The 23453-nt window shown below is 55.7% G+C and carries 22 protein-coding genes; 17 read left to right on the top strand and 5 right to left on the bottom strand.

All coding sequences use genetic code 11. The annotated features are described in order from the left end of the window. Positions 1-85: 85 nt before the first annotated feature. The gene (locus CK911_RS12125; RefSeq protein WP_098970208.1) at positions 86-538 is read left to right on the top strand and encodes an RNA methyltransferase; all 453 of its coding nucleotides are present in this window, start codon (positions 86-88) and stop codon (positions 536-538) included. Between the two features lie 4 nt (positions 539-542). On the opposite strand, the gene CK911_RS12120 is transcribed toward CK911_RS12125, so the two are convergent. Beyond that, on the bottom strand, positions 543-1298 hold the full coding sequence (locus CK911_RS12120) for a hypothetical protein (protein ID WP_098972634.1): 756 nt from the start codon (positions 1296-1298) through the stop codon (positions 543-545). 187 nt (positions 1299-1485) lie between these two features. Between CK911_RS12120 and CK911_RS12115 the strand changes: the two genes are divergently transcribed. After that, positions 1486-1917: a universal stress protein gene (locus CK911_RS12115; protein WP_068978010.1), complete on the top strand. Its 432-nt coding sequence runs from the start codon at positions 1486-1488 to the stop codon at positions 1915-1917. Positions 1918-1994: 77 nt separating this feature from the next. Here CK911_RS12115 and CK911_RS12110 read toward each other — a convergent pair whose 3' ends face one another. From CK911_RS12110 to CK911_RS12100, 3 genes are all read right to left on the bottom strand, one after another. Beyond that, the gene (locus CK911_RS12110; RefSeq protein ID WP_098970206.1) at positions 1995-2630 is read right to left on the bottom strand and encodes a murein L,D-transpeptidase catalytic domain family protein; all 636 of its coding nucleotides are present in this window, start codon (positions 2628-2630) and stop codon (positions 1995-1997) included. Positions 2631-2805: 175 nt separating this feature from the next. Further along, positions 2806-3873 carry a porin gene (locus CK911_RS12105; protein WP_098970204.1) on the bottom strand — a complete coding sequence of 356 codons (1068 nt, stop codon included), beginning with the start codon at positions 3871-3873 and terminating at the stop codon, positions 2806-2808. Between the two features lie 414 nt (positions 3874-4287). After that, positions 4288-5187, bottom strand: coding sequence for a LysR family transcriptional regulator (locus CK911_RS12100; RefSeq protein ID WP_098970202.1), 900 nt, complete (start codon positions 5185-5187; stop codon positions 4288-4290). A gap of 126 nt (positions 5188-5313) precedes the next feature. On the opposite strand from CK911_RS12100, the gene CK911_RS12095 reads away from it, so the two are divergent. From CK911_RS12095 to oxyR, 4 genes are all read left to right on the top strand, one after another. Beyond that, on the top strand, positions 5314-6174 hold the full coding sequence (locus CK911_RS12095; RefSeq protein WP_098972632.1) for a Vmh family MBL fold metallo-hydrolase: 861 nt from the start codon (positions 5314-5316) through the stop codon (positions 6172-6174). A gap of 75 nt (positions 6175-6249) precedes the next feature. Then, positions 6250-6894, top strand: coding sequence for a DsbA family protein (locus CK911_RS12090; RefSeq protein WP_098970199.1), 645 nt, complete (start codon positions 6250-6252; stop codon positions 6892-6894). Between the two features lie 172 nt (positions 6895-7066). Further along, on the top strand, positions 7067-8707 hold the full coding sequence (locus CK911_RS12085) for a methyl-accepting chemotaxis protein (protein WP_042020393.1): 1641 nt from the start codon (positions 7067-7069) through the stop codon (positions 8705-8707). A 154-nt stretch (positions 8708-8861) separates the two neighbouring features. Next, a complete protein-coding gene (gene oxyR / locus CK911_RS12080) occupies positions 8862-9761 on the top strand; it encodes a DNA-binding transcriptional regulator OxyR (RefSeq protein WP_042020394.1) in 900 nt (299 codons plus the stop codon). Positions 9762-9810: 49 nt separating this feature from the next. On the opposite strand, the gene CK911_RS12075 is transcribed toward oxyR, so the two are convergent. Continuing rightward, entirely contained in the window at positions 9811-12288 is a 2478-nt protein-coding gene (locus tag CK911_RS12075; RefSeq protein WP_098970197.1) for a penicillin-binding protein 1A, read from the bottom strand. A gap of 302 nt (positions 12289-12590) precedes the next feature. Between CK911_RS12075 and tapM the strand changes: the two genes are divergently transcribed. The 11 genes from tapM (at position 12591) to CK911_RS12020 (ending at position 23415) form a co-directional block, all read left to right on the top strand. Next, entirely contained in the window at positions 12591-13655 is a 1065-nt protein-coding gene (tapM, locus tag CK911_RS12070; protein ID WP_042020396.1) for a PilM family type IVa pilus assembly protein TapM, read from the top strand. Beyond that, on the top strand, positions 13643-14221 hold the full coding sequence (gene tapN / locus CK911_RS12065; RefSeq protein WP_042020397.1) for a PilN family type IV pilus biogenesis protein TapN: 579 nt from the start codon (positions 13643-13645) through the stop codon (positions 14219-14221). Before tapM ends, tapN begins: the two co-directional genes overlap by 13 nt. Further along, positions 14218-14817 carry a PilO family type IV pilus biogenesis protein TapO gene (tapO, locus tag CK911_RS12060; protein WP_042020399.1) on the top strand — a complete coding sequence of 200 codons (600 nt, stop codon included), beginning with the start codon at positions 14218-14220 and terminating at the stop codon, positions 14815-14817. The genes tapN and tapO overlap by 4 nt, the downstream gene beginning before the upstream one ends. After that, a complete protein-coding gene (locus CK911_RS12055) occupies positions 14814-15347 on the top strand; it encodes a pilus assembly protein PilP (protein WP_068977999.1) in 534 nt (177 codons plus the stop codon). The genes tapO and CK911_RS12055 overlap by 4 nt, the downstream gene beginning before the upstream one ends. Before the next feature lie 16 nt (positions 15348-15363). Beyond that, on the top strand, positions 15364-17568 hold the full coding sequence (locus tag CK911_RS12050; protein WP_098970193.1) for a type IV pilus secretin PilQ: 2205 nt from the start codon (positions 15364-15366) through the stop codon (positions 17566-17568). Positions 17569-17759: 191 nt separating this feature from the next. After that, complete coding sequence (gene aroK, locus CK911_RS12045; protein ID WP_042020402.1) at positions 17760-18278, top strand: shikimate kinase AroK; 519 nt, start codon at positions 17760-17762, stop codon at positions 18276-18278. 14 nt (positions 18279-18292) lie between these two features. Next, positions 18293-19375: a 3-dehydroquinate synthase gene (aroB, locus tag CK911_RS12040; RefSeq protein ID WP_098970191.1), complete on the top strand. Its 1083-nt coding sequence runs from the start codon at positions 18293-18295 to the stop codon at positions 19373-19375. Then, positions 19365-20954: an SPOR domain-containing protein gene (locus CK911_RS12035; protein ID WP_098970189.1), complete on the top strand. Its 1590-nt coding sequence runs from the start codon at positions 19365-19367 to the stop codon at positions 20952-20954. The genes aroB and CK911_RS12035 overlap by 11 nt, the downstream gene beginning before the upstream one ends. 70 nt (positions 20955-21024) lie before the next feature. Continuing rightward, positions 21025-21897: a Dam family site-specific DNA-(adenine-N6)-methyltransferase gene (locus CK911_RS12030; protein ID WP_098970186.1), complete on the top strand. Its 873-nt coding sequence runs from the start codon at positions 21025-21027 to the stop codon at positions 21895-21897. Positions 21898-22085: 188 nt separating this feature from the next. Further along, positions 22086-22760 (top strand): ribulose-phosphate 3-epimerase, encoded by a 675-nt coding sequence (rpe, locus tag CK911_RS12025; protein ID WP_068977995.1) that lies wholly within the window; start codon positions 22086-22088, stop codon positions 22758-22760. Next, positions 22747-23415, top strand: a complete 669-nt coding sequence (locus CK911_RS12020; RefSeq protein ID WP_042020412.1) for a phosphoglycolate phosphatase — start codon at positions 22747-22749, stop codon at positions 23413-23415. Before rpe ends, CK911_RS12020 begins: the two co-directional genes overlap by 14 nt. Positions 23416-23453 lie beyond the last annotated feature (38 nt).

Here is a 23453-nt window from a genome sequence, read left to right as displayed (position 1 = left end):
GAGCGGTTGAGCCTGGCAGAGTACTTTTAACGGGTCGGTGGTCCCGTTGCTGCTTATAATGGCCGCCGCAAGATGAGGAGATATGATGGAAAAGAGTGCATTCTGCTGTGTGGGGCTGGTCAATCCCAAGTCCCCGGAAAATGTCGGCTCCGTGATGCGGGCTGCGGGCTGCTACGGGGTGGACGAGGTCTACTACACCGGCAACCGCTTCGAGCTGGCGCGCCGCTTTGCTACCGATACCAAGCAGATGGTGGAGAAGATCCCGCTGCTCGGGGTGGATGACCTGATGGCGTTTATCCCGCAGGGATGCGTGCCCGTGGTTGTCGATTTGATCGACGGCGCCACGCCGCTCCCCGAGTATGTCCACCCAGAGCGCGCCTTCTATATCTTCGGGCCTGAGGATGGCACCCTCGATCCTGCGCTCTACGGGGCGGTGAAAGATGTGGTCTATGTACCGACTCAGGGCTGCATGAATCTGGCCGCTTCGGTCAATGTGATCCTCTATGACCGCTTGGCGAAGGGTATGAGGGGGGCGTAATTTATCATTCAGGTGTCGGGCTGGCGGCGGCTTTCTGTTCCAGTTCCCTGATAAACCCTTGGTAGTAGTCATAGAGCTGATAGTGCTTATAGATGTCAGCCAGATTTCCGCTGCGGATCAACTCAACCATCCCCTTATCCCAGAGATTCATCATCCGGTTGCCTTGGGGGGTGTCGGCAAAGATGGGGTAGGTCGGGATCCAGCGCAGGAAGGCGCGATGCAGGTTGGGGGGTATGTCATCTTTCGCATAGAGCACGCCGGCAGTCAGGTAATAGCGATAGCGCTCTTTGCCGAGCAGTTGAAGGGCCATTTCATCGCTATCGATCTCATGCCACTGCATGGTGACAGCAATGTATTTGTCGAATGCCCAGCCCCGTCGCCATACCACAGATTGTCCCTGCAGGCTTTTTTCCCCTTGCCACTTTGGCTGCCATTTTTTGAGCATGAACACGGTCAGGTCATCGGCTGATGCAGGATAGCGAGGTTGTCGGACACCGGTGACTTCATCGCGATAAACCCCCATCGCCATATCCCCCCCTTTTTTGGCTATCACCGCCAGAGCCCGTTTATAAGGCACTATATGGGGGATGATCTGATAACCATGAGGTTGATAGATAGCACGAACCAGATCGAGATAAATACCTCTGCCATCCGGTTGGCAAAAGCCGGGCCAGTCATCGCAATAGACATCAATAGATGCTGCGCGGCAGTTAAAAGAGCCACAGAGACAACAGAGCAACAGGCAGGCGATGCGCAACATGGTCAAGGCAGGCCTTGTGTGAGTGGAAAACCGGATAGCCTGATTTATACCATGGCATCTATTGTGGTTATGCGGAGAAAAAATCTCTCATCTTCATTTTGCGACAGGGTCGAGGGTTATTTGCAGTCGGATCGTTATGATCGAGTAAAGATTCAATAGCACCCCAATCAGTAGAGGAGACTGCATTATGCCATCAATTAAAACTCTGCTCTGTCCTGTCGATTTTTCCCAAATGTCTCGTGCGGTACTCGACTATGCCGTGTTTATGGCGCAGAGCCATCAGGCCCAGCTCAAGCTGATCCACGTGGTTGATCAACTGCACGGTTTTGACAGCTACAAAATTCTGCATATGACGGCAGTGGAAATTACCCATGAGATGGAGCGTCAGGCTAAAACGCAGCTTAAAGAGCTGGTTGCAACCCTGCCGATCCCTGCCACCTTTGATATTCGCTTTGGTCGTGCCGCCGACGAGATCGTCATTCAGGCCAAGGATGATGAGGTGGATCTGATAGTGATGGGTAGCCACGGCCGTTCAGGTATCAGCCATCTGCTGGTCGGTAGCGTTGCCGAATCTGTGGTGCGCCATGCACCCTGCCCGGTACTGGTGGTGCGCCAATAACGCGCCCCGTTTAGTGTGACAAGCGTAACAAACAAGGCCAGCGATTGCTGGCCTTGCGTTTTCTGGCTCTGTGCCCGCTAGCCGTGGGCGTAGATGACACTGCCACCCTTGATGGTATCTATGATAGCCCGGGCCTGCTCTTTGGGCAGGGCGGGGCAACCCCAGCTGCGGCCGAGCTTGTCATATTTGCGCAGATGAGTCGGGCTGGCATAGGTGGCGCCGTGCACCACTATGGCACGTTTGCGGGCATTGCTGTTTTTGCCTGGGGTGAGGCCGTCCAGCCGCAGAGAGTAGCCATGCTTGCCCAGATAGGTTTCAGCGGTGCGATAGACGCCGAGGGAGCTTTGTCGGGAGTTGAGCTGGTTGGAAAAGCGCTCTGCGGCCAGCTCACCGGAGTTGCGGCCATGACTGACCCAGGTGTGATAGAGCAGCTTGTGGCGTTTCATATCGATGACAAACAGCCTGCGCTGGGTGGATGGTTTGCTGTAATCGATGATGGTGAGAATGGGTTTGCGTTTGTGGCGCACGGTTTGATAACTGTTGAGTGCCTGACGAAAGGTCTGTTTATCCAGCTTGCCGGCCAGACCCAGCTGACGATAGAGGCTCTGATCCCAGCTGGCATCTGCCGTGCTGCTCCAGATGAGCGATATCAACAGCAGTGGCAATAGCAGCCACCCGCTTTGCCAGCCTCTGTTCCCGCGAACTTGCATCATCCGTGAATGTCTCCTTTTGCACTCCCTGCCAACCACGCGGATACGACAGCCGATCCGCTCGATAGTTATATGCAAGGGGCTGAAAAGGCGCAATAAAAAAACCGGCCGCAGAGCGGCCGGAAGTAATTCAAACAGTAGACATTGCTTTCACAGGGTATAACTGACTTCCAATTGCTTAGAAGTTGTACTGCAGAGCCACACCAACTACGTCGTCAGTGTTCTGGCCCAGCTTGCTGGTACCGGAAACAGCGCCGTCATCCAGCAGGTTCAGCTTGTAATCAACGTAGGCGTTGAAGTTGTTGGTGAAGTTGTACCAGGCACCGATGGATACATATTCGGTCAAGGTGTCATCGAAGCTGACATTGGTGTCATTCTTCACGTCGGTGCGCAGGTAAGCCAGAGATGGCTTGAACTTGCCGATAGTGTACTGGGCAACAACTTCGTAACCATCACTCTTCTCGGCATAGCCATTCTTGACGAAGATGTGATCTTCACCGTGAGCATAGGTAGCGGCCAGGTAGAGGTCACCGACAGCATACTTGGCACCGAAGCCCATCAGCTTGGCATCGCTATCAGCACCGAAAGAGGCAAATTTAACCTGGTCAGCAGTTTTACCAGCCTGGTTGTAGGCAGCAGACAGACCCAGACCCATATCGAAGTCATAAGCGGCGGCTACAGCAAAGCCTTCTTTGGAACCCTTTTTCCAAGAGGTCAGCGAACGATCTGAATTCTGAGCAGTGTTATTACCAGTAAACTGGGCACCCAGGGTCAGGCCATTCTGGTTGAACATGTACTTGGCAACACCGTTGGTGCGGCCGGTACCGAATACTTCGGTGCCTTTACCCAGGCCGTCACCGCCCCACTCTGGCAGAACGTCGGTGTAGTCGTTCACGATGGCAAACAGACCATCCTGACGACCGTAGCTGAATGCGCCGAAACGGTCGTGCTTGATGCCAGCGTAGGCATAACGCAGCTCGTCGTTGTCAGAACCGGAGGTCGGCAGGTTGTACTCGGCAAAACCGAATGCTTTCATCTCGGGGGCAATTTTGGTCTCACCGCGCATGTTGACACGGAAATAGCTCTGATCACCTTCGGAGCCATTGTCGTCAGTACCGTAGTACATACCCTGAGCACGGCCACCGATTTCCAGCTTGGTATCGTTCTGGTTGTAGACGGTAGCAGCATGGGCGCCGCTCGCCAGCAGCAGGCTGGAGATGGCAATAGTCAGTGCAGACTTCTTCATATGCTTTATTCCTCTGATGTAAACACTTGGACCTGTACCGGTCCTTGTTGATGTGTGATCGGATTAGAGCCGATGGGGACACGGTAGAGCCATTAACCTTGACTGGAGCTGAATCAGCGGTGGGTTACCCATTGATGAGTTGATTGTTATTACCAAAGTGCAAGCCCCTTCACATACCTTCACGCCAAGTAACGCTGTTTTTTTAGGCAGAGGCTCGACAAGATCCTGTGTGGTCACCGGGCGTTTTTCACTGTGTTAGCGGTTTGGGTGGGCAGCCAAGGTCAGTGGGATCGTCGTGACATCTGATGAACCTTTCGGTTTACAGGTGGCCAGTGAAGCCGATGGCGATCACTGGCTCAATGAGGGATAGCGCCCTCTGAGTTTGCCGGTTCACAAGGCTGCAAAGGCATGAACTCACTCCTGCCAGATAGGATCGGCTGCCATGCGAGCCAGCAGAAAGTCGAGGAAGCTGCGCAGCAGCGGCGACATCTGTTTGCGGGTGGCATACACCCCGTAGACGCCGAGCCGCTTGGGCTGCCAGTCGGTCAGCAGGGGCACCAGTTCTCCGCGCTCCAGATAGGGCTCTGCCGAGTAGCGAGGCTGCAGGCTGATCCCGGCGCCGCCCAGCGTCGCTTCCAGCAGCAGGTTGGAGATATTGGCGCTCAGATTGCCGCTGACCGGCACCGACTCGGGGCCATCCGGCCCATTGAACTCCCACAGGCTCTTGCCGAAGTAGGTGTAGGTGAGGCAGTTGTGCAGCGCCAAATCCTGCACCTTGTGCGGCATCGGATGACGGGCCAGATAGGCCGGGCTGGCACAGACCACCGAGTGGCAGGTGCCGAGACGGCGTGCCACCAGATTTGGGTCGAGGTCGTTGGTGATGCGCACCGCCAGATCGATCCGCTCCTCCACCAGATTGACGGTTCTGTCGAGCAGCAAGATGTCGATGGCGGTCCCCGGGTATTGCGCCAGATAGTCGTTGGCGGCCCCGACCAGCAAGGCTTCCGACAGGGAGTAGCTGCTGGTGATCCGCAGTTGCCCTTTGGGGGCGTCATCGCCCTTCACGGCGATCTGCTCCATCTCCTCGCCGAGCGCCAGCATGGCGCGTGCTCGGTTCAGCGCCTCCTCTCCCGGCCCGGTCAGGCTCAGGCGGCGGGTGGTGCGGTGTAGCAGGCGGGCGCCCATCCAGCTCTCCAGCTCGGCCAGATAGCGCGACACCATGGCGCGCGACATATCCAGTTTCTCCCCGGCGCCGCTCAGGCTCCCTTGTTCGACTACGCTGACGAAGACCCGCAAGGCGGTCAGTCGATCCATGTATGGCTCTCTATATGCTCGATATGTGCAACAGTGATGCGCTGTTAGTGCTGTATTTGCACCCTAAATGATCCAATACACTGTGTCCATCAAATGAACCCCCGAATACTTAATGAGGAATAGATGATGAACAACACCCTGATCCGCAACCTGACTCTGGCTACCACCCTGCTCAGCGGCGCCGCACTGGCCGCCCCCCTGAGCGTGACCGTCTACAACCCGGGCGAGAAGGCGATCTTCCCGGTCTCCTCCTCACTGGTGACCGGTGACAAAGAGGCAATCCTGATCGATGCCCAGTTCGACGTGCAAAATGGCCAGGCGCTGGTTGACCTGATCAAGAAGAGCGGCAAGAAGCTGACAACTGTGTATATCAGTGCCGGTGACCCCGACTTCTACTTCGGTCTGGAGCCCGTCATGGCTGCATTCCCGGATGTCAAAGTGCTGGCCGACCAGCATGTGGTTGACCATATCAACCAGACCAAGGATGCCAAGCTGAGCTACTGGAGCCCGATCCTCGGCAAGGGCGCACCGAAGAGCCTGACCGTGCCGCAAGTGATGACCGCCAGCCACCTGACGCTGGATGGCGAAAAGATTGAAATCAAAGAGATGAACACCCCGAATGCCTACCTCTGGGCCCCTTCCATCAAGACTGCTTTTGGTGGTGTGCCGGTTTACCACGGGGTGCATGTCTGGATGGCGGACAGCCAGACCAAAGCGGCCCGCAGCAACTGGGTCAAGGCGCTGGATAACCTGCTGGCCCTGAAACCCGAGCGTGTAGTACCGGGCCACTTCCTGGGGACAGCACCCAAAGGCACTGCTGCTGTGACCTTTACCCGTGACTATGTACAGCGTTTCGAGCAGGAGCTGGCCAAGGCGAAGAACTCTGGTGAGCTGATTGAGGCTCTGAAGAAGGCCTACCCGGCGTTGCCGGTCGATGATGGTCTGGCCATCGGTGCCAAGGTCAATACCGGCGAGATGAAGTGGTAAGCCACTGAGCCTGTTCTCCCTGTGTTTTTTTACCGGGCCCCAGGGCCCGGTTTTTTATCCAAGATTGAAGTGAGAATGAAGATGCACGAACAACAAACCACCCTCCATTATGTCTATGACCCGCTCTGTGGCTGGTGCTACGGTGCCGCTCCTCTGCTGCAGGCGGCAGCCACCATTGACGGGCTCAAGATCGAGCTGCATGCGGGCGGCCTCTGGCTGGGCAGCCGCCGTCAGCCGATGGGCGAGGCATTGCGTGATTATGTGCGCCCCCACGATCAGCGGATCGAAGCGCTGACCGGCCAGCATTTTGGCGAGCGCTACTTCAACGAACTGCTGCTGCGGGAAGGGTGTCTGCTGGACTCCGAGCAGCCGATCCGTGCGGTCTTGGCCGCCACTGCATTGGGGGGGGATGGGCTGGCGATGTTGCACCGGATCCAGCAATCTCACTATCGGGACGGGATCTGGATTGGTGAAACGGCGTTTCTCGCCACGCTGGCGGCAGAGCAGGGGATTGCTGCCGAGGCATTCCAGCAAGCCTATCTGCAGGCCCCTTTGCTGCAACATCTGGCAGATAGCCAGGGCTGGATGAAACAGCTGGGCGGTCAGGGCTATCCCACCCTTGGGTTGCTGCACAACGGTCGGGTCACGGCTGTTCGCGTGGCCGATTTTCTGGGAGACCCGGATGGATTTCGCCAACATCTTATCGTCTTGAACAAGTGACAATTTCCTGGAAATGGGTCGGGGTGACTTCAGGAGTCCGCGCTTGGGCCGATAGCCAAGCATGCACCGAAACGATATGAAATCCTTCCGTTTTCTGTGCGCAGGCTATGCTCTATATGACCATTCCCGGGGGATTTTCGGGAGTGAAGACTCATTTCAAGGAAGCCCTCATATGTTCAAAAACATGTCTATCGGCCAGAAGTTGAGCGCCGGATTTGCCATTCTGGCTGTGCTTGTTCTGGGGTTGGCCTGGTTTTCAAGCAGCCAGTTGGCAAAGCTCTATGGTGATACCGAAACCATAACCGGCAATATGCTGCCTTCTACCCGTTTGGCGAGTCAGATGCACGTCGCCGTGCTGGACGCCCGCCGTTCAGAGTTGGCCCAGGTGATCGGCGGATTGAATAAAGATATGCAAGAGGTGAGCGAGCGTACCGCTACCTTCAACAAGGCCAGGCAGGAGTTCGAGCAGGCCGCTCAGCAATATGGTGCTTTGCCATTCAGTACGGCCGAAGAGAAGCAGGTCTATGAACAGACGGTCGCAGCAGGTGCCAAGTATTTTTCGGTGCATGAACAACTGATGAGCGCTTTCGCGGCTGGCGATCTGGAACGGGTCAGAAGTTTGCGCAAGAACGAAACCCGCGCAGCGTTGGAAGAGGTGGGGGCCAAGTCTTATCGCTTGCGGGAGATCAATAACGAGATTGCCGATGGCATGGTGAAAGATATTGCCGCCATGTACAGCAATGCCAGAACCATGAGCATCATCATCAGTCTGGTGGCTCTGGGCTTTGTGGTGGTGATTGCCTGGTTGCTGACCGGTCAGATCCGCAACCCGGTGATGGCGTTGCTGGAGCAGACCCGCCGAGTATCGTCTGGTGATCTTACCTCCCGCATCGATATGCAGCAGTTCAACAATGATGAACTGGGGACCCTTGCCAAAGGATTTGGCGAGATGCAGGACAATTTGCGCACCCTAGTGAGTGAGGTTTCCGGGTCCGTGGTGCAACTGAGCTCTGCCACCGAGGAGATGAGTTCGGTGGCCCGTCAGTCGGCCAGCAACATGAGTGCCCAGCAACACGAGTTGAACCAGTTGGCCACGGCAATGAACGAGATGCAGGCCACGGTGCAGGAGGTCTCGCGCAACACCAGTGATGCCGCCAGTGCCGCTACCTCGGCCAGCGAAACCGCAGAGATTGGGGCCAAGACGGTGAATGACTCCATTCTGCGTATCGAACGGGTCGCAGGTGCCATCGAGAGTACTGCTGTGGTGATCCGTCAGTTGGGGGATGACAGCCGTAATATCGGCATGGTGCTGGAAGTGATCCGCGGCATTGCCGAACAGACCAACCTGCTGGCGCTCAACGCCGCCATCGAGGCCGCTCGGGCCGGTGAGCAGGGGCGTGGCTTTGCGGTGGTAGCCGATGAGGTGAGAACCTTGGCCAAACGGACTCAGGACTCTACCTCCCAGATCAACACCATCATTGCCGAGCTGCAGCAGCGTGCCGAACAGGCAGGCACTACCATGCTGCAGAGTCAGGAGCTGATGAACACCACAGTTTCTACTGCGCGGGAAGCCGGGGCATCCATCTCCCAGATCAGTGGCTCGGTCAGCAGCATCTCGCATATGAACATCCAGATTGCGACGGCCACCGAAGAGCAGGGGGCGGTGAGTGAGGAGCTCAACCGTAACGTGGTCAATATCAGCCATGCCTCAGAAGAGGTGGCCGCCGGTGCCAATCAGATGTCTCAGGCATGTAACGAGCTGAATCATCTGGCGACTCAGCTGCAGGAGATGGTGCGTCGTTTCAGGGTGTAATAGATCAGCCAGTCAAACAGCCCGGTTGCCGCGAGGTGATCGGGCTGTTGCTATTTGGGACGTGACGGGTGAGTCAGGTCCGGGGCCGGTGACTTGTCCTGCAAGGCGATATTGTGCATGCTGATGGCCCATTTCCAGGCAGGACTCTTGCTGTATGAATCTTCGCGATCTCGAATATCTGGTGGCGCTGGATGAGGAAAAACATTTTCGCAAAGCCGCCGAGCGCTGTTTTGTCAGTCAACCAACCCTGAGCGGTCAGTTACAAAAGCTGGAAAATGAGCTCGGGGTGATCCTGATCGAACGTACCTCGCGCAAGGTGCTGTTCACCCCTGCTGGTGATGCCATGGCTCATCAGGCGCGCCGGGTACTGAAGGAGGTGCGCGAGCTTAAAAGTATCGGCCAGCACTTCTCCGAACCCATGTCAGGGGAGATCCACATCGGTTTCATCCCGACCGTGGGCCCCTATCTGCTGCCCCGCATCATCCAGACCCTCCGTGAGCGTTTTCCCCAACTGGAGTTCTACCTCTACGAGGAGCAGACCCAGGCCCTGTTAAAGAAGCTGGAAGAGGGCGAACTGGATTGCGTGATTCTGGCGGAGATGCCTGGGATGGAGGGGTTTGGCTCAATCCAGCTCTATCACGAGCCGATGTGGCTGGCGGTGCCTTGCCATCATCCTGAGGCGCAGGCCAGCCAGGTGCCGCTCGGTCATCTCAAAGGCAAGAAGCTGCTGATGCTGGCGGATGGTCACTGCTTGCGGGATCAGGCGATGGGATTCTGTTTTGCCGGCGGTATCGGGGAGGATCAACGCTTCAAGGGCACCAGTCTGGAGACTCTGCGCAACATGGTGGCCGCCGGTAGTGGCATGACCCTGGTACCAAAGTTGGCCGTACCTGCCGATCATGATGAGGGAGGCGTGAGCTATCGGCCGGTGGTCGACCCGGTGCCGGGGCGCACCATCTCGCTGCTCTATCGCCACTACTCGGTACGTCGTCCCTGTTTCAACGAGCTGGCCGCCGCGATCGCCACCTTGATGGCAACGCAGTTGGCCCAATAAAAAAACCGGCAGCCTTGGCTGCCGGTTTGGTCTCTGCCGCGAGGGCGGCTTAGAAGATATCGTCGGTGGAGACGGGCCCTTCCACATCAGGGTTGTCACCGCCATAGACCTGATTGCCATCCGAGCTGGGCGCTGCGTAGCGGGTCGGCTCGGTACCTTCCTTGAAGTATTCGTCGCTGCCGCTACCGGTCGCCAGCAGGCCGGTTTCGCTGTCAATCTTGACTGTCATTATCCCTTCGGGAACCGGCATCTTGTGCTCGGGCAACTTCTTGAGGGCGACTTTCATGAAGTCGATCCAGATAGGCTGCGCGGCGCCACCGCCAAACTCGGCACGGCCAAGGCCACGCTGGTGGTTGTCAAAACCGATCCAGGAGGTAGCGACTATGTCCGGGGTATAGCCGGAGAACCAGGCATCCCGTGATTCGTTGGTGGTACCGGTTTTACCGGAAATGTCGTGACGTTTCAGGTCGCGGGCAGCTCGCCAGCCAGTACCACGCCAGCCGTTGCCACCCCAGATGGCCGTGCTCAGGGTATCGGTGATCAAAAATGAGCTTTGGGCACTGATGGTGTGGGGGGCGATAGTCGGTGCAAGAGGGGTCAGCGAACCATCTTGTTGTGCAGTGTTATCAGCAGTTGCTGTTTGCTGCATGGTCTCTTGCGCGGGCATCGCCTGCTGTTCGCAGGTGGTGCAGGCAATGGCGGGATTAGCCTGATAGAGAGTGTTCTCCAGGCTGTCGGTGACCTTGTCGATAAAATAAGGGGTCACCAGGAAGCCACCGTTGGCCAGGACCGAGTAACCGCGAACCACCTCCAGCGGGGTGAACTCGGCTGCGCCGAGCGCCAGCGATTCATGGGGCGAGATAAAGTTGCGTGGAAAGCCAAAGCGGGTCAGTCCATCGATATAGGTATCCAGACCGATGGCGCGCATCAGACGTACCGACATCACGTTCTTGGACTTTGCCAGACCAAGGCGCAGCGGGGTTGGCCCATCATAGACGGCCGGTGAGTTCTTTGGCTGCCACATCGGCCCTTTTGACGGGTCCCACTGGTTGATGGGTGCATCGTTGATGAGAGATGCCAGGGTGTAGCCATGCTCCAGCGCGGTAGCGTAGAGGAAGGGCTTGATGTTGGAACCGATCTGGCGACGGGCCTGATCAACCCGGTTGAATTTGGAGAGCTCGAAGCTGAAACCACCCACCACCGCTTCCAGCGCGCCATTTTTCGGATTCATGGCAACCAGCGCGGCGTTAACGTCGGGCACTTGCGCCAGCAGCAGATTTTCACCTTCTGCTCTTACCCAAATCTGGGCACCGACTTTCAGTACATCGCGCGCCGATTTGGGCGCATAGCTTTGGCGGTCATCGGTGATAAATGAGCGAGCCCATTTGATGCCGTCCCAACCCAGCTCCGCTTCCTTGCCATTTTTCAGCACCAGGGTGGCGTTGCGATCACCCAGTTTGGTGACGACCGCCGCCATCAGCGGATCATAAGTGGGTTGCTTGCCAAGGTGAGCCACGATCTGTTCGTAATCCCAGCTGGTTTCGCCCGCTTTCCACAGTTGTGCAGTCGGGCCGCGATAGCCGTGGCGCATGTCGTAGGCAAAGATGCCATCCAACAGTGCCTGTCTGGCTGCCCGCTGACGCTCGGCACTCACAGTGGTGTAGATGTGAATGCCCATGGTGTAGGCATCCTCGCCAAACTGCTCCAGCATTTTTTGCCGCACCATCTCGCCAAGATAGGGAGCGTGGAGGGTCACTTCAGCGCCGTGGAAACGGGCCTTGATAGGCATTTTTGAGGCTTCGTCAAACTGGGCCTGGGTGATCTTGCCGGTTTCCAGCATCCGGCCCAGCACCACGTTGCGACGCGCAAAGGCGCGCTCGGGAGAGCGGATCGGGTTGAGCATGGATGGCGCTTTAGGCAGACCGGCGATAATGGCGATCTCATCCAGCCCCAGATCCTTGACCTCTTTACCGAAGTAAACCTGAGCCGCAGCACCGATACCAAAGGAGCGGTAACCGAGAGGGATTTTGTTGAGATACAGCTCAAGGATCTCGTTTTTGGTGAGGTTTTGCTCTATACGCCAAGCCAGGAATACTTCCTTGACCTTACGAATGATGGTTTTTTCGTTACTCAGAAAGAAGTTACGAGCAACCTGCTGGGTAATGGTACTGGCACCCTGACGGGCATGGCCGGAGACGGCCCATACTGATGCAGCACGGATGATACCAATGGGGTCTATGCCGGGGTGTTCATAGAAGCGTGCATCTTCAGTCGCCAGCACGGCATCGATCATCGGTTGTGGAATTTCGTCCAGACGCAACGGAATACGACGAATTTCGCCATATTGGGCGATCAATTCCCCATCGCGACTGTAAACCCGCATCGGGGTCGCCAGCTTGACATCACGCAGTGCGGTGACATCAGGAAGTTGGGGTTTGATATAGAAGTAGATACCGATGAGGCTGGCAACACCCAGCGCAGCACCTAGCATCATGACAATAAACAGGCGAACGAGCCATTTCAGCATGGAAGAACTACCAATCGTCTTAAAATTAGCCAACGGGCGCAGAGTATAGCCCTTTTGCCATCGGGAATTCGAGGTTTTCCTGTGGCAAGCCACCCACCTCAAAAGGAGGCGAAAGGTTAGCACTACGGGCCGCAATAACCAAGGATGGCCACCCGGTACCAAGAAAGCGAACCAGGTCACTTTTCGGTATAAACTTTATGACATTGATAGATAGAGCATTTAGGATGAGAGAAGGACTCTTCTGATTGTGTGTCCTACACTCAGTATGAGTAAAAAAAACCCAATAACGCATGGATGTGTATATGTTTGGGCTATTCAATAAGGGTTCTCTTTTGCCGCTGGTGGGAATTGACTTTGGTAGTCAGACCATCAAGGCCGTCACTCTCAGTGGTCGCCCTGGCAAACTACATCTCGAATCGGTTGCCGATATCCCTACACCCAAAGGGACGCTGGTCGATTATCAATTGCAAGATATCGAGCGCGTCAGCCAATCTCTCAAAACCCTCAAACGCTTGATCGCTGGCAACAGTGAATATGCCGCCACTGCAGTGACCGGCTCCAACGTGATCACCAAGGTTATCCAGACCGATGCTCGTCTTGGCGACAAGGATCTGGAGAATCAGGTGCAGTTGGAAGCTGAGCAGATCATCCCTTTCCCCATTGATGAAGTAAGCCTCGATTTTGAGGTACTTGGCCCCACGCTCAATAATGATGACCGTCAGGATGTCTTGCTAAGTGCCGCTCGGACTGAAAGTGTCAATGGCAGGGTCAGCGCCCTTGCCGAGGCGGGAATGGTGGTCAAGGTGGTCGATGTGGGGGCCCATGCGCTGGGTCGTGCCGTGGTCACTTGTTTGCCAGAATTACAGACCAGTGAGCGGCCCGTCGGAGTGATCGATATCGGGGCCAGCGCCATGACATTTGCGGCGTTGATCAAAGGGGAGGTGATCTACTCCCGTCTGCAGAATTTTGGTGGTGATCAATATAGTCAGGCGCTCTCCTCCTTTTACGGCATGACCCTGGACGATGCTGAACAGGCTAAAACCAAAGGGACCTTGCCGGTCGATCATGAGCTGGATGTGCTGATGCCCCATATCAATTTATTGCTGCAGCAAGTACGCCGTAATATCCAGCTTTTTTGCAGTTCGTCCGGTTATCGCGAACTATCGACACTGGTACTGACCGGTGGTGGCAGTTTGCTGCCCGGCTTGGTGGTGCAGGTCAAGGAAGAGGTGAATTGCGAGGTACTGCATCCGGATCTGTTTGCATTATTTGGCAAACCGAAAGGTGAGGCCGAGCTGACCCATGGCGCCAGGTACATGACGGCATTCGGGTTGGCTCTGAGGAGTTTCACACCATGTCAAATATAAACCTATTACCTTGGCGTGAAGCTAGGGCGCAGCGGCAGAAGAAACAGTTTGGTGCTTTGCTGGGGGTGTTTGTTCTGGTGACGGTAGCGTTGGGTTTTTTCGCCGATTGGTTGGTTGAGCGCCAGATAAGTACCCAGCAACAGCGCAATCAGCGACTGGTGCAGGAGATGGCTATTCTGGATGCCCAACTAGGTGAAATTCGTCTGCTAAAAGAGCGCCGAAAGGAGCTTATTGATAGAATGGAGCTTATCGAATTATTACAGATGCGCCGTAATGTCCCTGTTCGCCTCTTTAATCAGCTTCCTGAGCTGGTGCCAAATGGTGTGTATCTCAATACCCTTGCCATGCAGAGCAATACCATTGATGTCAACGGCAAGACCGAAGCCTATGGTCGGGTGGCGAGCATGATGCGGAGGATCGATGCCTCTGGCTGGTTGGGACAGTCGAAGATAAGTACTATTTTTGCAGCCGATGTTGCACCCGTGTCCCTTAGCCAGTTTTCCATGATGTTCCTGATCGCTAACAATGCTGCGGTTTCAGCGGATGTGGCCAAGGAGAACCAATGAATCTTCAGCAACTTAACGAGCTGGATTTAAATGACATAACCAGCTGGCCAAAATGGGCAAAGGGGATCTTTATTCTGTTTTGCTGTGTGCTGAGCGGAGGGGCCATTTATCACTATGTGATCGCCAATTCGCTGACCAGGTTAACTCAGGAAACCGGTAAAGAGGTTGAGCTGAAAGGGCAGTTTGAGAGTAAGGCAATGCTGGCAGCAAATTTGGGAGCCTACAAGGCGCAAATGATCAAGCTGGAACAGATGGTTGATACCCAGCTCAAGCAGTTACCCAATACCCATGAAGTTGCCGGTTTATTGGACGACATGAGTTTCATCGCTACTGATAATGGCTTGAAATTGAACAGGATAAACTGGGAGCCGGAACTCAAACACGAGTTTTCGACCGAGCTCCCGATGCGCATTGAAGTGGTGGGAAGTTATCATGAAATTGGCAAATTCACCGCAGACATGGCTGCCTTGCCCCGAATCGTGATCCTCGACTCCTTCACTCTGGGTCAAAACAAGGAGTCGGGAGACCTGATTTCAATGTCGATGCTGGCCAAGACCTACAAGTACAACGGTAAAACTGTGGAGCCGAAACAATGAAACGCAGCTGCTGGTTGTTACCTGCCCTCCTGCTGGCGGCGTGTGGTGGCCAGGAGGATATGGATGCTTATGTGGCACAGGTCAAGGCTAGACCCCCCATCCCTATCGAACCTTTGCCCGAACTTAAGCCTTTTTCTCCTATGAGCTATCAGCAGCGAGAGCTGCGCAGCCCTTTCATGATGCCGCAGCCAGAGGCAAGCGTTGGGAGTGACAGCACTGCCAAACTGAAGCCTGATTGCGCTCAGACTGTGATGGAGAGGGAAAAAGAAGTGTTGGAGAGCTACTCGCTTGCCAGTTTGTCGATGCAAGGTTCGCTAGGTAAAAAAGGCCAGTTGTGGGCATTGGTCCGTACGCCTGATGGCCAGTCGATGCGGGTTGGGCTTAATCAATACATGGGGCTGGATCAGGGCAGAGTTATCAAGATCACCGACACTGCCGTAGATTTGCTAGAAACCATTCCGGACGGGAAGGGGTGCTGGGTCACAAGAGAAACCCAGTTGGCTATGGCCAATGTGCAAGAAAAACAATAATCAGGGACGAACAGCAATGAGAACAACAATAGAGAGTGTATCCAAAGTGGCTTTGCTGTTTTGCGCCAGCGCCTTCAGTCAGGCGTGGGCAGTGGCAACCCTGCAGGAGATCAAGGTCAATCCATTGCTGGCTGATCAGTTGCAGCTGGAGCTCAGTTTTAGTGAACCTGTCACTGGCTTCACGGACCGACTCTCTTATCAACCCAACCAACTGTTATTGCATGTACCAGGGGCTGTCGGTGCGTTGAAGGTCAACCCGCTGCCGATCCAGCGTCAGGGGGTCGATAATATCAAGGTGGAAGGGAAGGGGGCTGGTCTTGATATCAAGATAGCCCTCGATCAACTGGCACCTTATCAGGTTCAACAACAAGGCAATAAATTGCTGGTCTCGTTAGGTGAGGGTGCATCTTCTTCGTTGATCAACAACGAGAGTGCCTTGATCGCACCGTCTGCCGTGACTCCCGCCGCGATGCCTGTTGTGGCACCCTCTGCCCTTATTAATTCACAGGTTGTTGCCAAGTCGATGCCTGTTGCCTCGACATCAGCCCCTGTTGTGCTTCCTGCCAGCAAGCCGGTACTGAATAATTACCAGAACAGTGGCAGTGGCGCCTATTTCAATACCGTTACAGGGGTCGATTTTCGTCGTGGTAAGGATGGTCAGGGGGAGTTTTTGGTGACGCTTGATAACAGCTCTGCTGCTGTTGATGTGAGCAGTCGTGGTCAAACCGTATTGGCCAAATTTCATGGTACCCGCGTACCGGATAGTTTGCTTAATCTCATCAATGTGCAAGATTTTGCCACCCCGGTATCCCAGGTTGAAGTCTTTCGGCAGGGCAGTGACACGCTGTTTGAATTGTCGATCAATGGCCAGTTTGATTATCGTTATGATCAGGCCGACAAACTGTTGATTATCGAGGTGAAAAAGCGCACCGCAGCTACCGCCGCGAAGCAGTATCAAGGTAAACCCATCTCATTGAACTTCCAGGATATTCCTGTTCGAACAGTGTTGCAGTTGATTGCCGATTTTAACAATCTGAACCTGGTGACGACCGATTCGGTGTCTGGGAACATCACCCTGCGTCTGGATGGGGTGCCCTGGGAGCAGGCACTCGATATTATTTTGAAGGTGCGTGGTCTGGACAAGCGGTTGGATAACAACATCCTGCTGGTGGCTCCTGCAGAGGAGATTGCGACCCGTGAGAAGCAGCAACTGGAGAGCCGTAATCAGGTCGCCGATCTGGCTCAGCTTTATACCGAGTATCTGCAAATCAACTACGCCAAGGCCACGGAAGTGGCAGCTTTGCTCTCCTCTCAAAGCACCAAACTGCTCTCTCCCCGTGGTGCAGTGAGTGTGGATGAGCGAACTAACGTGCTGGTGGTCAAGGACACGGCAGATGTCATCAGCAGCATCAAGCGGATGCTCGATATCCTCGACATTCCGGTTAAACAGGTGGTCATCGAGGCGAGGATGGTCACTATTGATGACGGCTTTGACGAGGCGCTCGGGGTCCGTTGGGGGGTGACCAAGAACGATGGTCATGGCAACAGTACCTCCGGCTCCATTGAGGGAAATGACGGCTCTGGTAACAACAATGGTGGTTCGACAATTACCAGGCCATCAGCAGACGATCGGATGAACGTTAACCTGCCGGTCACCAATGCAGCAGGTACCCTGGCCTTCCAGGTCGCTCGTCTGGCTGATGGGACTTTGCTGGATCTTGAGTTGTCGGCACTGGAAAAAGAGAGTAAGGCCGAAATCATAGCGAGCCCGAGAGTCACCACTGCCAACCAGAAACCGGCACTGATTGAACAGGGTACCGAGATCCCCTATGTGGAATCGTCATCCAGTGGTGCAACGTCAGTGACCTTCAAGAAAGCGGTGCTGAGCTTGAAAGTTACGCCGCAAATCACCCCCGATAACCGGGTTATTCTCGATCTGACCGTCACTCAGGATACCAAGGGGGAAACTGTGCCAACCGGTACCGGAGATGCTGTGTCTATCAATGCCCAGTCCATCACCACCCAGGTATTGGTCAACAACGGTGAGACGCTGGTGCTTGGTGGCATCTATCAGCAAACTATCAAGAGTGATGTGACCAAGGTGCCATTGCTGGGTGATATCCCCGGATTGGGAGCGCTGTTTCGCAAGACCACCAGTGAGAACAAAAAGCGGGAATTGCTGATATTTGTAACGCCGCGGATTGTCACTGACGCCTTTTGAATGCTTTACATGTGAGGGTAAAACACATATAACCTTACGCCCCAATGAGGCAGGGGCGTGAGGGCTGCGGTTGCCAGTCCCGATTTCTATTGAGATAATCCCCCTCCTGATCCATCGCAAGATAAGGTTCATAGGTACCCCGAACGAGTTGTTTTCGGGGTCGTACAGTTTGTAATTACTAACGAAAAGACATGGCTGAGAAACGCAATATATTCCTGATAGGTCCCATGGGTGCGGGCAAGAGCACCATAGGTAGACATCTGGCAGAACAACTGCATATGGAGTTTTTCGACTCAGATCATGAGATTGAGCGCCGTAGTGGTGCCGATATCGGCTGGGTGTTCGATGTTGAAGGCGAAGAAGGGTTCCGGATCCGCGAAGAGAAGGTCATAGGTGACCTTTCAGAACAGCAGGGAATCGTGCTGGCAACGGGTGGCGGTGCCATCAAGAGTCGTGAAACACGCAACAAACTCTCTGCTCGCGGTATCGTGGTATACCTCGAAACCACCATTGAAAAGCAGTTGGCGCGCACACAGCGAGACAAACGCCGCCCTCTGCTACAGACCGAAGAGCCGCCGCGCGAAGTGCTGGAGCGTCTGGCACAAGAGCGTAATGCCCTCTATCAAGAAGTGGCTGACTTTGTCATCCAGACTGATGATCAGAGTGCAAAAATCGTTGCCAATCAAATTGTAAAGCTGATCGGTATGTAATCTAGAGGACGTCCATGGAACGGTTGAAGGTCGAACTGGGTGAACGCAGCTATCCCATCGAGATAGCTGCGGGGTTGTTGCAGCGCCCCGAGGTGCTGGCATCGACTATCAAGGGCAAGCGAGTCATGATCGTTACCAATTCGGTAGTGGCTCCGCTTTATCTTGAGCAGGTAACTGCGCTGCTGTCCGGATTTCAGGTGGAACACCTGGTGTTGCCGGACGGCGAGGCATACAAGAACCTGGCGACCTTTGAGCAGATCATGTCTGCTTTGCTTGAAACCAACCATGGGCGTGATACCACCTTGATCGCTTTGGGGGGCGGGGTGATTGGGGATCTGGTGGGCTTTGCGGCAGCAAGCTATCAACGTGGCATTCCTTTTATCCAGATCCCGACCACCCTGCTTTCCCAAGTCGACTCTTCTGTTGGCGGCAAGACTGCCGTTAATCACCCTCTCGGCAAGAACATGATTGGTGCTTTTTATCAGCCCAAACAGGTTGTTATCGATACCGAGTGTCTGACTACCTTGCCTGCCCGCGAATTTGCCGCGGGGATGGCCGAGGTGATCAAGTACGGCATCATTTGGGATGCTGATTTCTTCAGCTGGCTGGAGCAGAACATGGTGCGTCTGCAACAGCTGGAACCTGCCGTGCTGGCTTATGCCATCAAACGATGCTGTGAAATCAAAGCCGACGTAGTCGGTCAGGATGAGACCGAGCACGGTGTGCGCGCGCTACTCAATCTGGGCCACACTTTTGGTCATGCTATCGAAGCTGAACAGGGCTATGGTAACTGGCTGCACGGTGAGGCAGTGTCCGCCGGTACCATGCTGGCTGCCTGGACTGCACAGGCCCGTGGTGATATGAGCGAAGCGGACGTTGCGCGGGTTCGCGCCCTGCTGCTCGCCGCCAATTTGCCCATTTATGCCCCTGCCGAGATGGATTTTGCCGCCTTCATTCGCCATATGCGTCGTGACAAAAAAGTGTTGGCAGGCAAGCTGCGTCTGGTGTTGCCGGTTGGTATCGGTCATGCAAAAGTGGTCGCCGATGTATCTGATGCTGAACTATTGGCGGTGATTGAGTCTGGTCGTGACGAATAAACTGCTTAACCTTCCTTCCCAGCGGCAGCTGGCTGATCGGCTGCTGCATCTGATTGAGTTCAATCACCCCTTTATATTTCTTTCCGGTAAGGCTGGCAGTGGTCGAGGCACCTTGTGTGAATCCTTGCTTGGCAAGTTGCCGGAAAAAGTACGGGTGGTGAGCCTGATTGGTACACCCGCCATGAAGATGGTGGATGTGCGCCAATTGTTGTTGCCACAAGTGGTGGCGCGGCCGCTGTTCAACCCACAGGATGCGCTGGCGGAGAGCTTCTTTCGCATGCTGGAGGGAGCTAAACCGGCCACCTTGCTGCTGATGATCGAACGTGCCGATCAGTTACCGGCCGAGTTGCCTGCGGAACTGTGGGCGATCAGTCGACACAATGACACCTTGGCTACGCCGCATCAGCTGGCCATTTTGGTGTCAGGTAGCGATAGCTGGTGCCGTGATCAGAAGTCGCAGCTGAAAGGGCGTGCCATGCCGGCCCTTGAGCTGGAAGTGCCGCCACTAAGCCCGCCCGAGCAGCGCATCTTCTTGTATGAGAAAGCCAAAGAGCTCAAGATCCCGGCGGCCCTCTTGCCCAAGTTGACCGTGGAAGAGATTCTGAAAACGGCGAATGGGCATCCGTCCACCATCATGCAGTTATTGGAGGATATCATGACCGACAGAAGACCCAAGAAGCGTCAGGCAGAGTTGCCAGTCAAGAAAATAGCTATCTCCATCGCGGTGGTAGCCGGTGGGTTGCTGGGGTTGAGTTATCTGCTGCCTGCGTTATTTGACGGGGCAAGCAAGCCCGTACTGCAGGACCCGGCACAGACCACTGCCCTGCCTGTTGCTGTATCCGGGGGAGATCCTCTCACCGTTGGCAATGCGGAAGGGGCGAATGTGACTCAAGGTGTCGACAGCCGCCCGGCGAGTAATCCGAATGGTGTGGTAAAGGATTGGCAGCCGGAAGGTAAAGTGCTGCCAAAGTCGGTCGAAAATGAAGGCCTGACCACCGAATCCGGTAATTACGAAGGGCGTCGGGTGGTGATCTCCGATGAAGTCGTGCAAAAGCTGATGACCGAGCCCAAGGTGAGTGGCGCACTGCCTACTGACGTGGAAGACGAGCTGATCGGCAAGGGCCCGAGTGGTACGTCCGCCAGCGGTGCAGTGGCTGCCACGTTGCCAGTCAATCCGGTGGTGAATCCCCCCGCGCAGAATGCTGCCCGTGTAGCGACGCCCCCCGTGGCAACAGCGACCCCCGTCGCCAGTGAGCCTGCGGCGGTAGCAGCCCCCCAAGTGGCGTTGACCCCGGTCGCAACCCTGAATCAAAAACCGCGTAATCATTACAGCATCCAGCTAATGGGGGCGAGCAACACCAAGGCGGTGGATCAGTTTGTCGCCGAGCATGGTTTGGCGGGCAAGGTGTGGGTCTATCAGACCAAATTCCGCGGTAGCCCCTGGTATGTGGTGCTGCAAGGGGATTATGCCGGGCTGAATCCGGCCAAAAGTGCCATTCGCAAGCTCTCCCCTGCCTTGCTCAAAGGTCAGCCCTGGCCCAAGTCATTTGCCCAAGTACAAAAAGAGTTGAAGCAATAGCCTTGATACCAAATAAGGGGGTAGAATCGTCCCCCTTTTTGGTTCTTGCCTTCTTACACACCGGATTTCCATGAAGAAAACACGCGCTTTTTTAAAATGGGCCGGGGGAAAATACTCCCTGGTTGAAGAGATCGCCGAGCGTCTGCCCGCCGGGCGTGTGTTGCTGGAGCCTTTCGTCGGTGCCGGGTCTGTGTTCCTCAACACTGATTACGATGCGTATGTGCTCAATGACATCAATCCGGATCTGATCTGTCTTTATAACCATCTCAAACTGACGCCAGATCGCTTCATCGCAGAAGCTCGCAAGCTGTTCGTGGCAGAGAACAATCACAAAGCGGCCTACTATCGGTTGCGCATTCAGTTTAATCAGACCGAAGCGACCTTCGATCGCGCACTGCTGTTTCTGTTTCTCAACCGGCACGGTTTCAACGGGTTGTGCCGTTATAACAAGAAAGGGGGCTTCAACGTCCCGTTCGGTTCTTACAAAAAGCCCTACTTCCCGGAAAAAGAGTTGTGGGCTTTTGCCGAGAAGGCGCAAAAGGCGACCTTTATCTGTGAAAGTTATGCCGATGCCATCAAGCGTGCCGAAGAGGACTGGGTGATTTATTGCGATCCTCCTTACGTGCCGCTATCGACCACCGCCAGCTTCACCAGCTATGCGGCGGGTGGCTTTACCCTGGACGATCAGGCTGTACTTGCCCGTCTGGCGCGCCATACGGCGGCAGAAAAGGGGGTGCCGGTGCTGATCAGCAACCACGATATCGAACTGACCCGTGAGCTCTATCGCGGCGCCCGTCTCGACGAAATCCTGGTCAAGCGCACCATCAGCCGTAATGGCGGCACCCGCAACAAGGTGGCCGAGTTGCTGGCGCTCTATCCCCCCGGCATCGAGCCGGAGCAGGGGTTCTACCCCAGCGATAGCGAACTGTTGCCACCGGCGTAACATTTCATTCGGCACTCAAGGGTGCCGTTTTTTGTGGGTGGCTTGCCCGTGTCCCGATGCGCCGGAGCTTGGGCGGGAAGGGGTCGCTGGCCTATTGCCCCATTTCCCCCGCATTCGAGTCGTGTTCGCCTGCCTTTTACGTTAAAATTGCGCCGCTTTTTCTCCCTGGCTGCCAATGGATGATGCTGATGAAAGACTTTCTGATTGCCCCCTCGATCCTCTCTGCCGATTTTGCCCGTCTGGGTGACGATGTAGCCAAGGTTCTGGCTGCCGGTGCCGACGTGGTTCACTTCGACGTGATGGACAACCACTATGTCCCCAACCTGACTATCGGCCCCATGGTTTGTCAGGCGCTGCGTGACTACGGTATCGAGGCCCCCATCGACGTGCACCTGATGGTCAAGCCGGTGGATCGCATCATTCCAGATTTTGCCAAGGCGGGTGCCTCCCTGATCACCTTCCACCCGGAAGCGTCCGATCACCTCGATCGCTCCCTGAGCCTCATCAAGGAGATGGGCTGCCAGGCGGGTCTGGTGTTCAACCCTGCGACCTCCCTCTCCTGCCTGGAGTATGTGATGGACAAGCTGGACGTGATCCTGCTGATGTCGGTCAATCCGGGCTTCGGTGGCCAGAGCTTCATCCCCGGCACCCTCGACAAGCTGCGTCAGGTGCGCCGTCTGATCGACGAGAGCGGCCGTGACATCCGTCTCGAGATCGATGGCGGGGTGAAGGTCGACAACATTCGCGAGATCGCCGAAGCGGGCGCCGACATGTTCGTCGCCGGCTCAGCCATTTTCAGCCAGCCTGACTACAAGGCGGTGATTGACAAAATGCGTGCGGAGCTGGCTCATGTCACACGCTGAGCGCGCATTTGACCTGGTGCTGTTCGATCTGGACGGTACCCTCATTGACAGCGCCGCCCAGCTGGCGCTGGCGGTCAATCTGACCCTGACCGATCTGGGTCTGGCGCAGGCTGATGAAGCGGTGATCCGTACCTGGGTCGGCAACGGGGCCGACAAGCTGATCCAGCGGGCGCTCGCCTATCGCGAGGCCGATCCCGAGTTGTTTGCCAAGGCCCGCCCAATCTTTTTCCAGCACTACAACGCCTGCCTGCTGCAAGGGCTGGCCATGTATGACGGTGTCGCTCCTAGTCTGCGTCGGCTGCAAAAGCTGGGTTACCAGCAGGCGATAGTCACCAACAAGCCGAGCGATTTTGTGGCCCCCATTCTCGATGCCCTCGGCATCAGCGATTGCTTCGTGCTCTGGCTCGGCGGCAACTGCGTTCCCGTTAAAAAACCCAGCCCGGAGCCACTGCTGCATGCGTGCCGCGAGCTGGGAGTGAGCCCGGCGCGCACCCTGATGGTGGGCGACTCCGAAAATGACGTGCTGGCAGCCCAAGCGGCGGGCATGAAGGTGGTCGGGCTGACTTATGGCTATAACTATGGCCGCCCCATTGCAGACTCCCATCCTGACTGGGTGTTCGAGCAGTTTTCCCAGCTCGACGCACTGTTGGTCTAATCGGGCAACCGGGCTGGCTGAATCACAAGGATTAACAC

The organism is Aeromonas sp. CU5 (assembly GCF_002586745.1).
Lineage (GTDB): Bacteria > Pseudomonadota > Gammaproteobacteria > Enterobacterales > Aeromonadaceae > Aeromonas > Aeromonas sobria.
Note: the sequence above shows the minus strand (reverse complement) of the source record. Positions and strands in the feature narration are given on the sequence as shown.

Excerpts from the sequence above, each read along its gene's own strand:
- CK911_RS12125 (WP_098970208.1), top strand. The coding sequence starts at position 86 with ATGGAAAAGAGTGCATTCTGCTGTGTGGGGCTGGTCAATCCCAAGTCC.
- CK911_RS12120 (WP_098972634.1), bottom strand. The coding sequence starts at position 1,298 with ATGTTGCGCATCGCCTGCCTGTTGCTCTGTTGTCTCTGTGGCTCTTTT.
- CK911_RS12115 (WP_068978010.1), top strand. The coding sequence starts at position 1,486 with ATGCCATCAATTAAAACTCTGCTCTGTCCTGTCGATTTTTCCCAAATG.
- CK911_RS12110 (WP_098970206.1), bottom strand. The coding sequence starts at position 2,630 with ATGATGCAAGTTCGCGGGAACAGAGGCTGGCAAAGCGGGTGGCTGCTA.
- CK911_RS12105 (WP_098970204.1), bottom strand. The coding sequence starts at position 3,873 with ATGAAGAAGTCTGCACTGACTATTGCCATCTCCAGCCTGCTGCTGGCG.
- CK911_RS12100 (WP_098970202.1), bottom strand. The coding sequence starts at position 5,187 with ATGGATCGACTGACCGCCTTGCGGGTCTTCGTCAGCGTAGTCGAACAA.
- CK911_RS12095 (WP_098972632.1), top strand. The coding sequence starts at position 5,314 with ATGAACAACACCCTGATCCGCAACCTGACTCTGGCTACCACCCTGCTC.
- CK911_RS12090 (WP_098970199.1), top strand. The coding sequence starts at position 6,250 with ATGAAGATGCACGAACAACAAACCACCCTCCATTATGTCTATGACCCG.
- CK911_RS12085 (WP_042020393.1), top strand. The coding sequence starts at position 7,067 with ATGTTCAAAAACATGTCTATCGGCCAGAAGTTGAGCGCCGGATTTGCC.
- oxyR (WP_042020394.1), top strand. The coding sequence starts at position 8,862 with ATGAATCTTCGCGATCTCGAATATCTGGTGGCGCTGGATGAGGAAAAA.
- CK911_RS12075 (WP_098970197.1), bottom strand. The coding sequence starts at position 12,288 with ATGCTGAAATGGCTCGTTCGCCTGTTTATTGTCATGATGCTAGGTGCT.
- tapM (WP_042020396.1), top strand. The coding sequence starts at position 12,591 with ATGTTTGGGCTATTCAATAAGGGTTCTCTTTTGCCGCTGGTGGGAATT.
- tapN (WP_042020397.1), top strand. The coding sequence starts at position 13,643 with ATGTCAAATATAAACCTATTACCTTGGCGTGAAGCTAGGGCGCAGCGG.
- tapO (WP_042020399.1), top strand. The coding sequence starts at position 14,218 with ATGAATCTTCAGCAACTTAACGAGCTGGATTTAAATGACATAACCAGC.
- CK911_RS12055 (WP_068977999.1), top strand. The coding sequence starts at position 14,814 with ATGAAACGCAGCTGCTGGTTGTTACCTGCCCTCCTGCTGGCGGCGTGT.
- CK911_RS12050 (WP_098970193.1), top strand. The coding sequence starts at position 15,364 with ATGAGAACAACAATAGAGAGTGTATCCAAAGTGGCTTTGCTGTTTTGC.
- aroK (WP_042020402.1), top strand. The coding sequence starts at position 17,760 with ATGGCTGAGAAACGCAATATATTCCTGATAGGTCCCATGGGTGCGGGC.
- aroB (WP_098970191.1), top strand. The coding sequence starts at position 18,293 with ATGGAACGGTTGAAGGTCGAACTGGGTGAACGCAGCTATCCCATCGAG.
- CK911_RS12030 (WP_098970186.1), top strand. The coding sequence starts at position 21,025 with ATGAAGAAAACACGCGCTTTTTTAAAATGGGCCGGGGGAAAATACTCC.
- rpe (WP_068977995.1), top strand. The coding sequence starts at position 22,086 with ATGAAAGACTTTCTGATTGCCCCCTCGATCCTCTCTGCCGATTTTGCC.
- CK911_RS12020 (WP_042020412.1), top strand. The coding sequence starts at position 22,747 with ATGTCACACGCTGAGCGCGCATTTGACCTGGTGCTGTTCGATCTGGAC.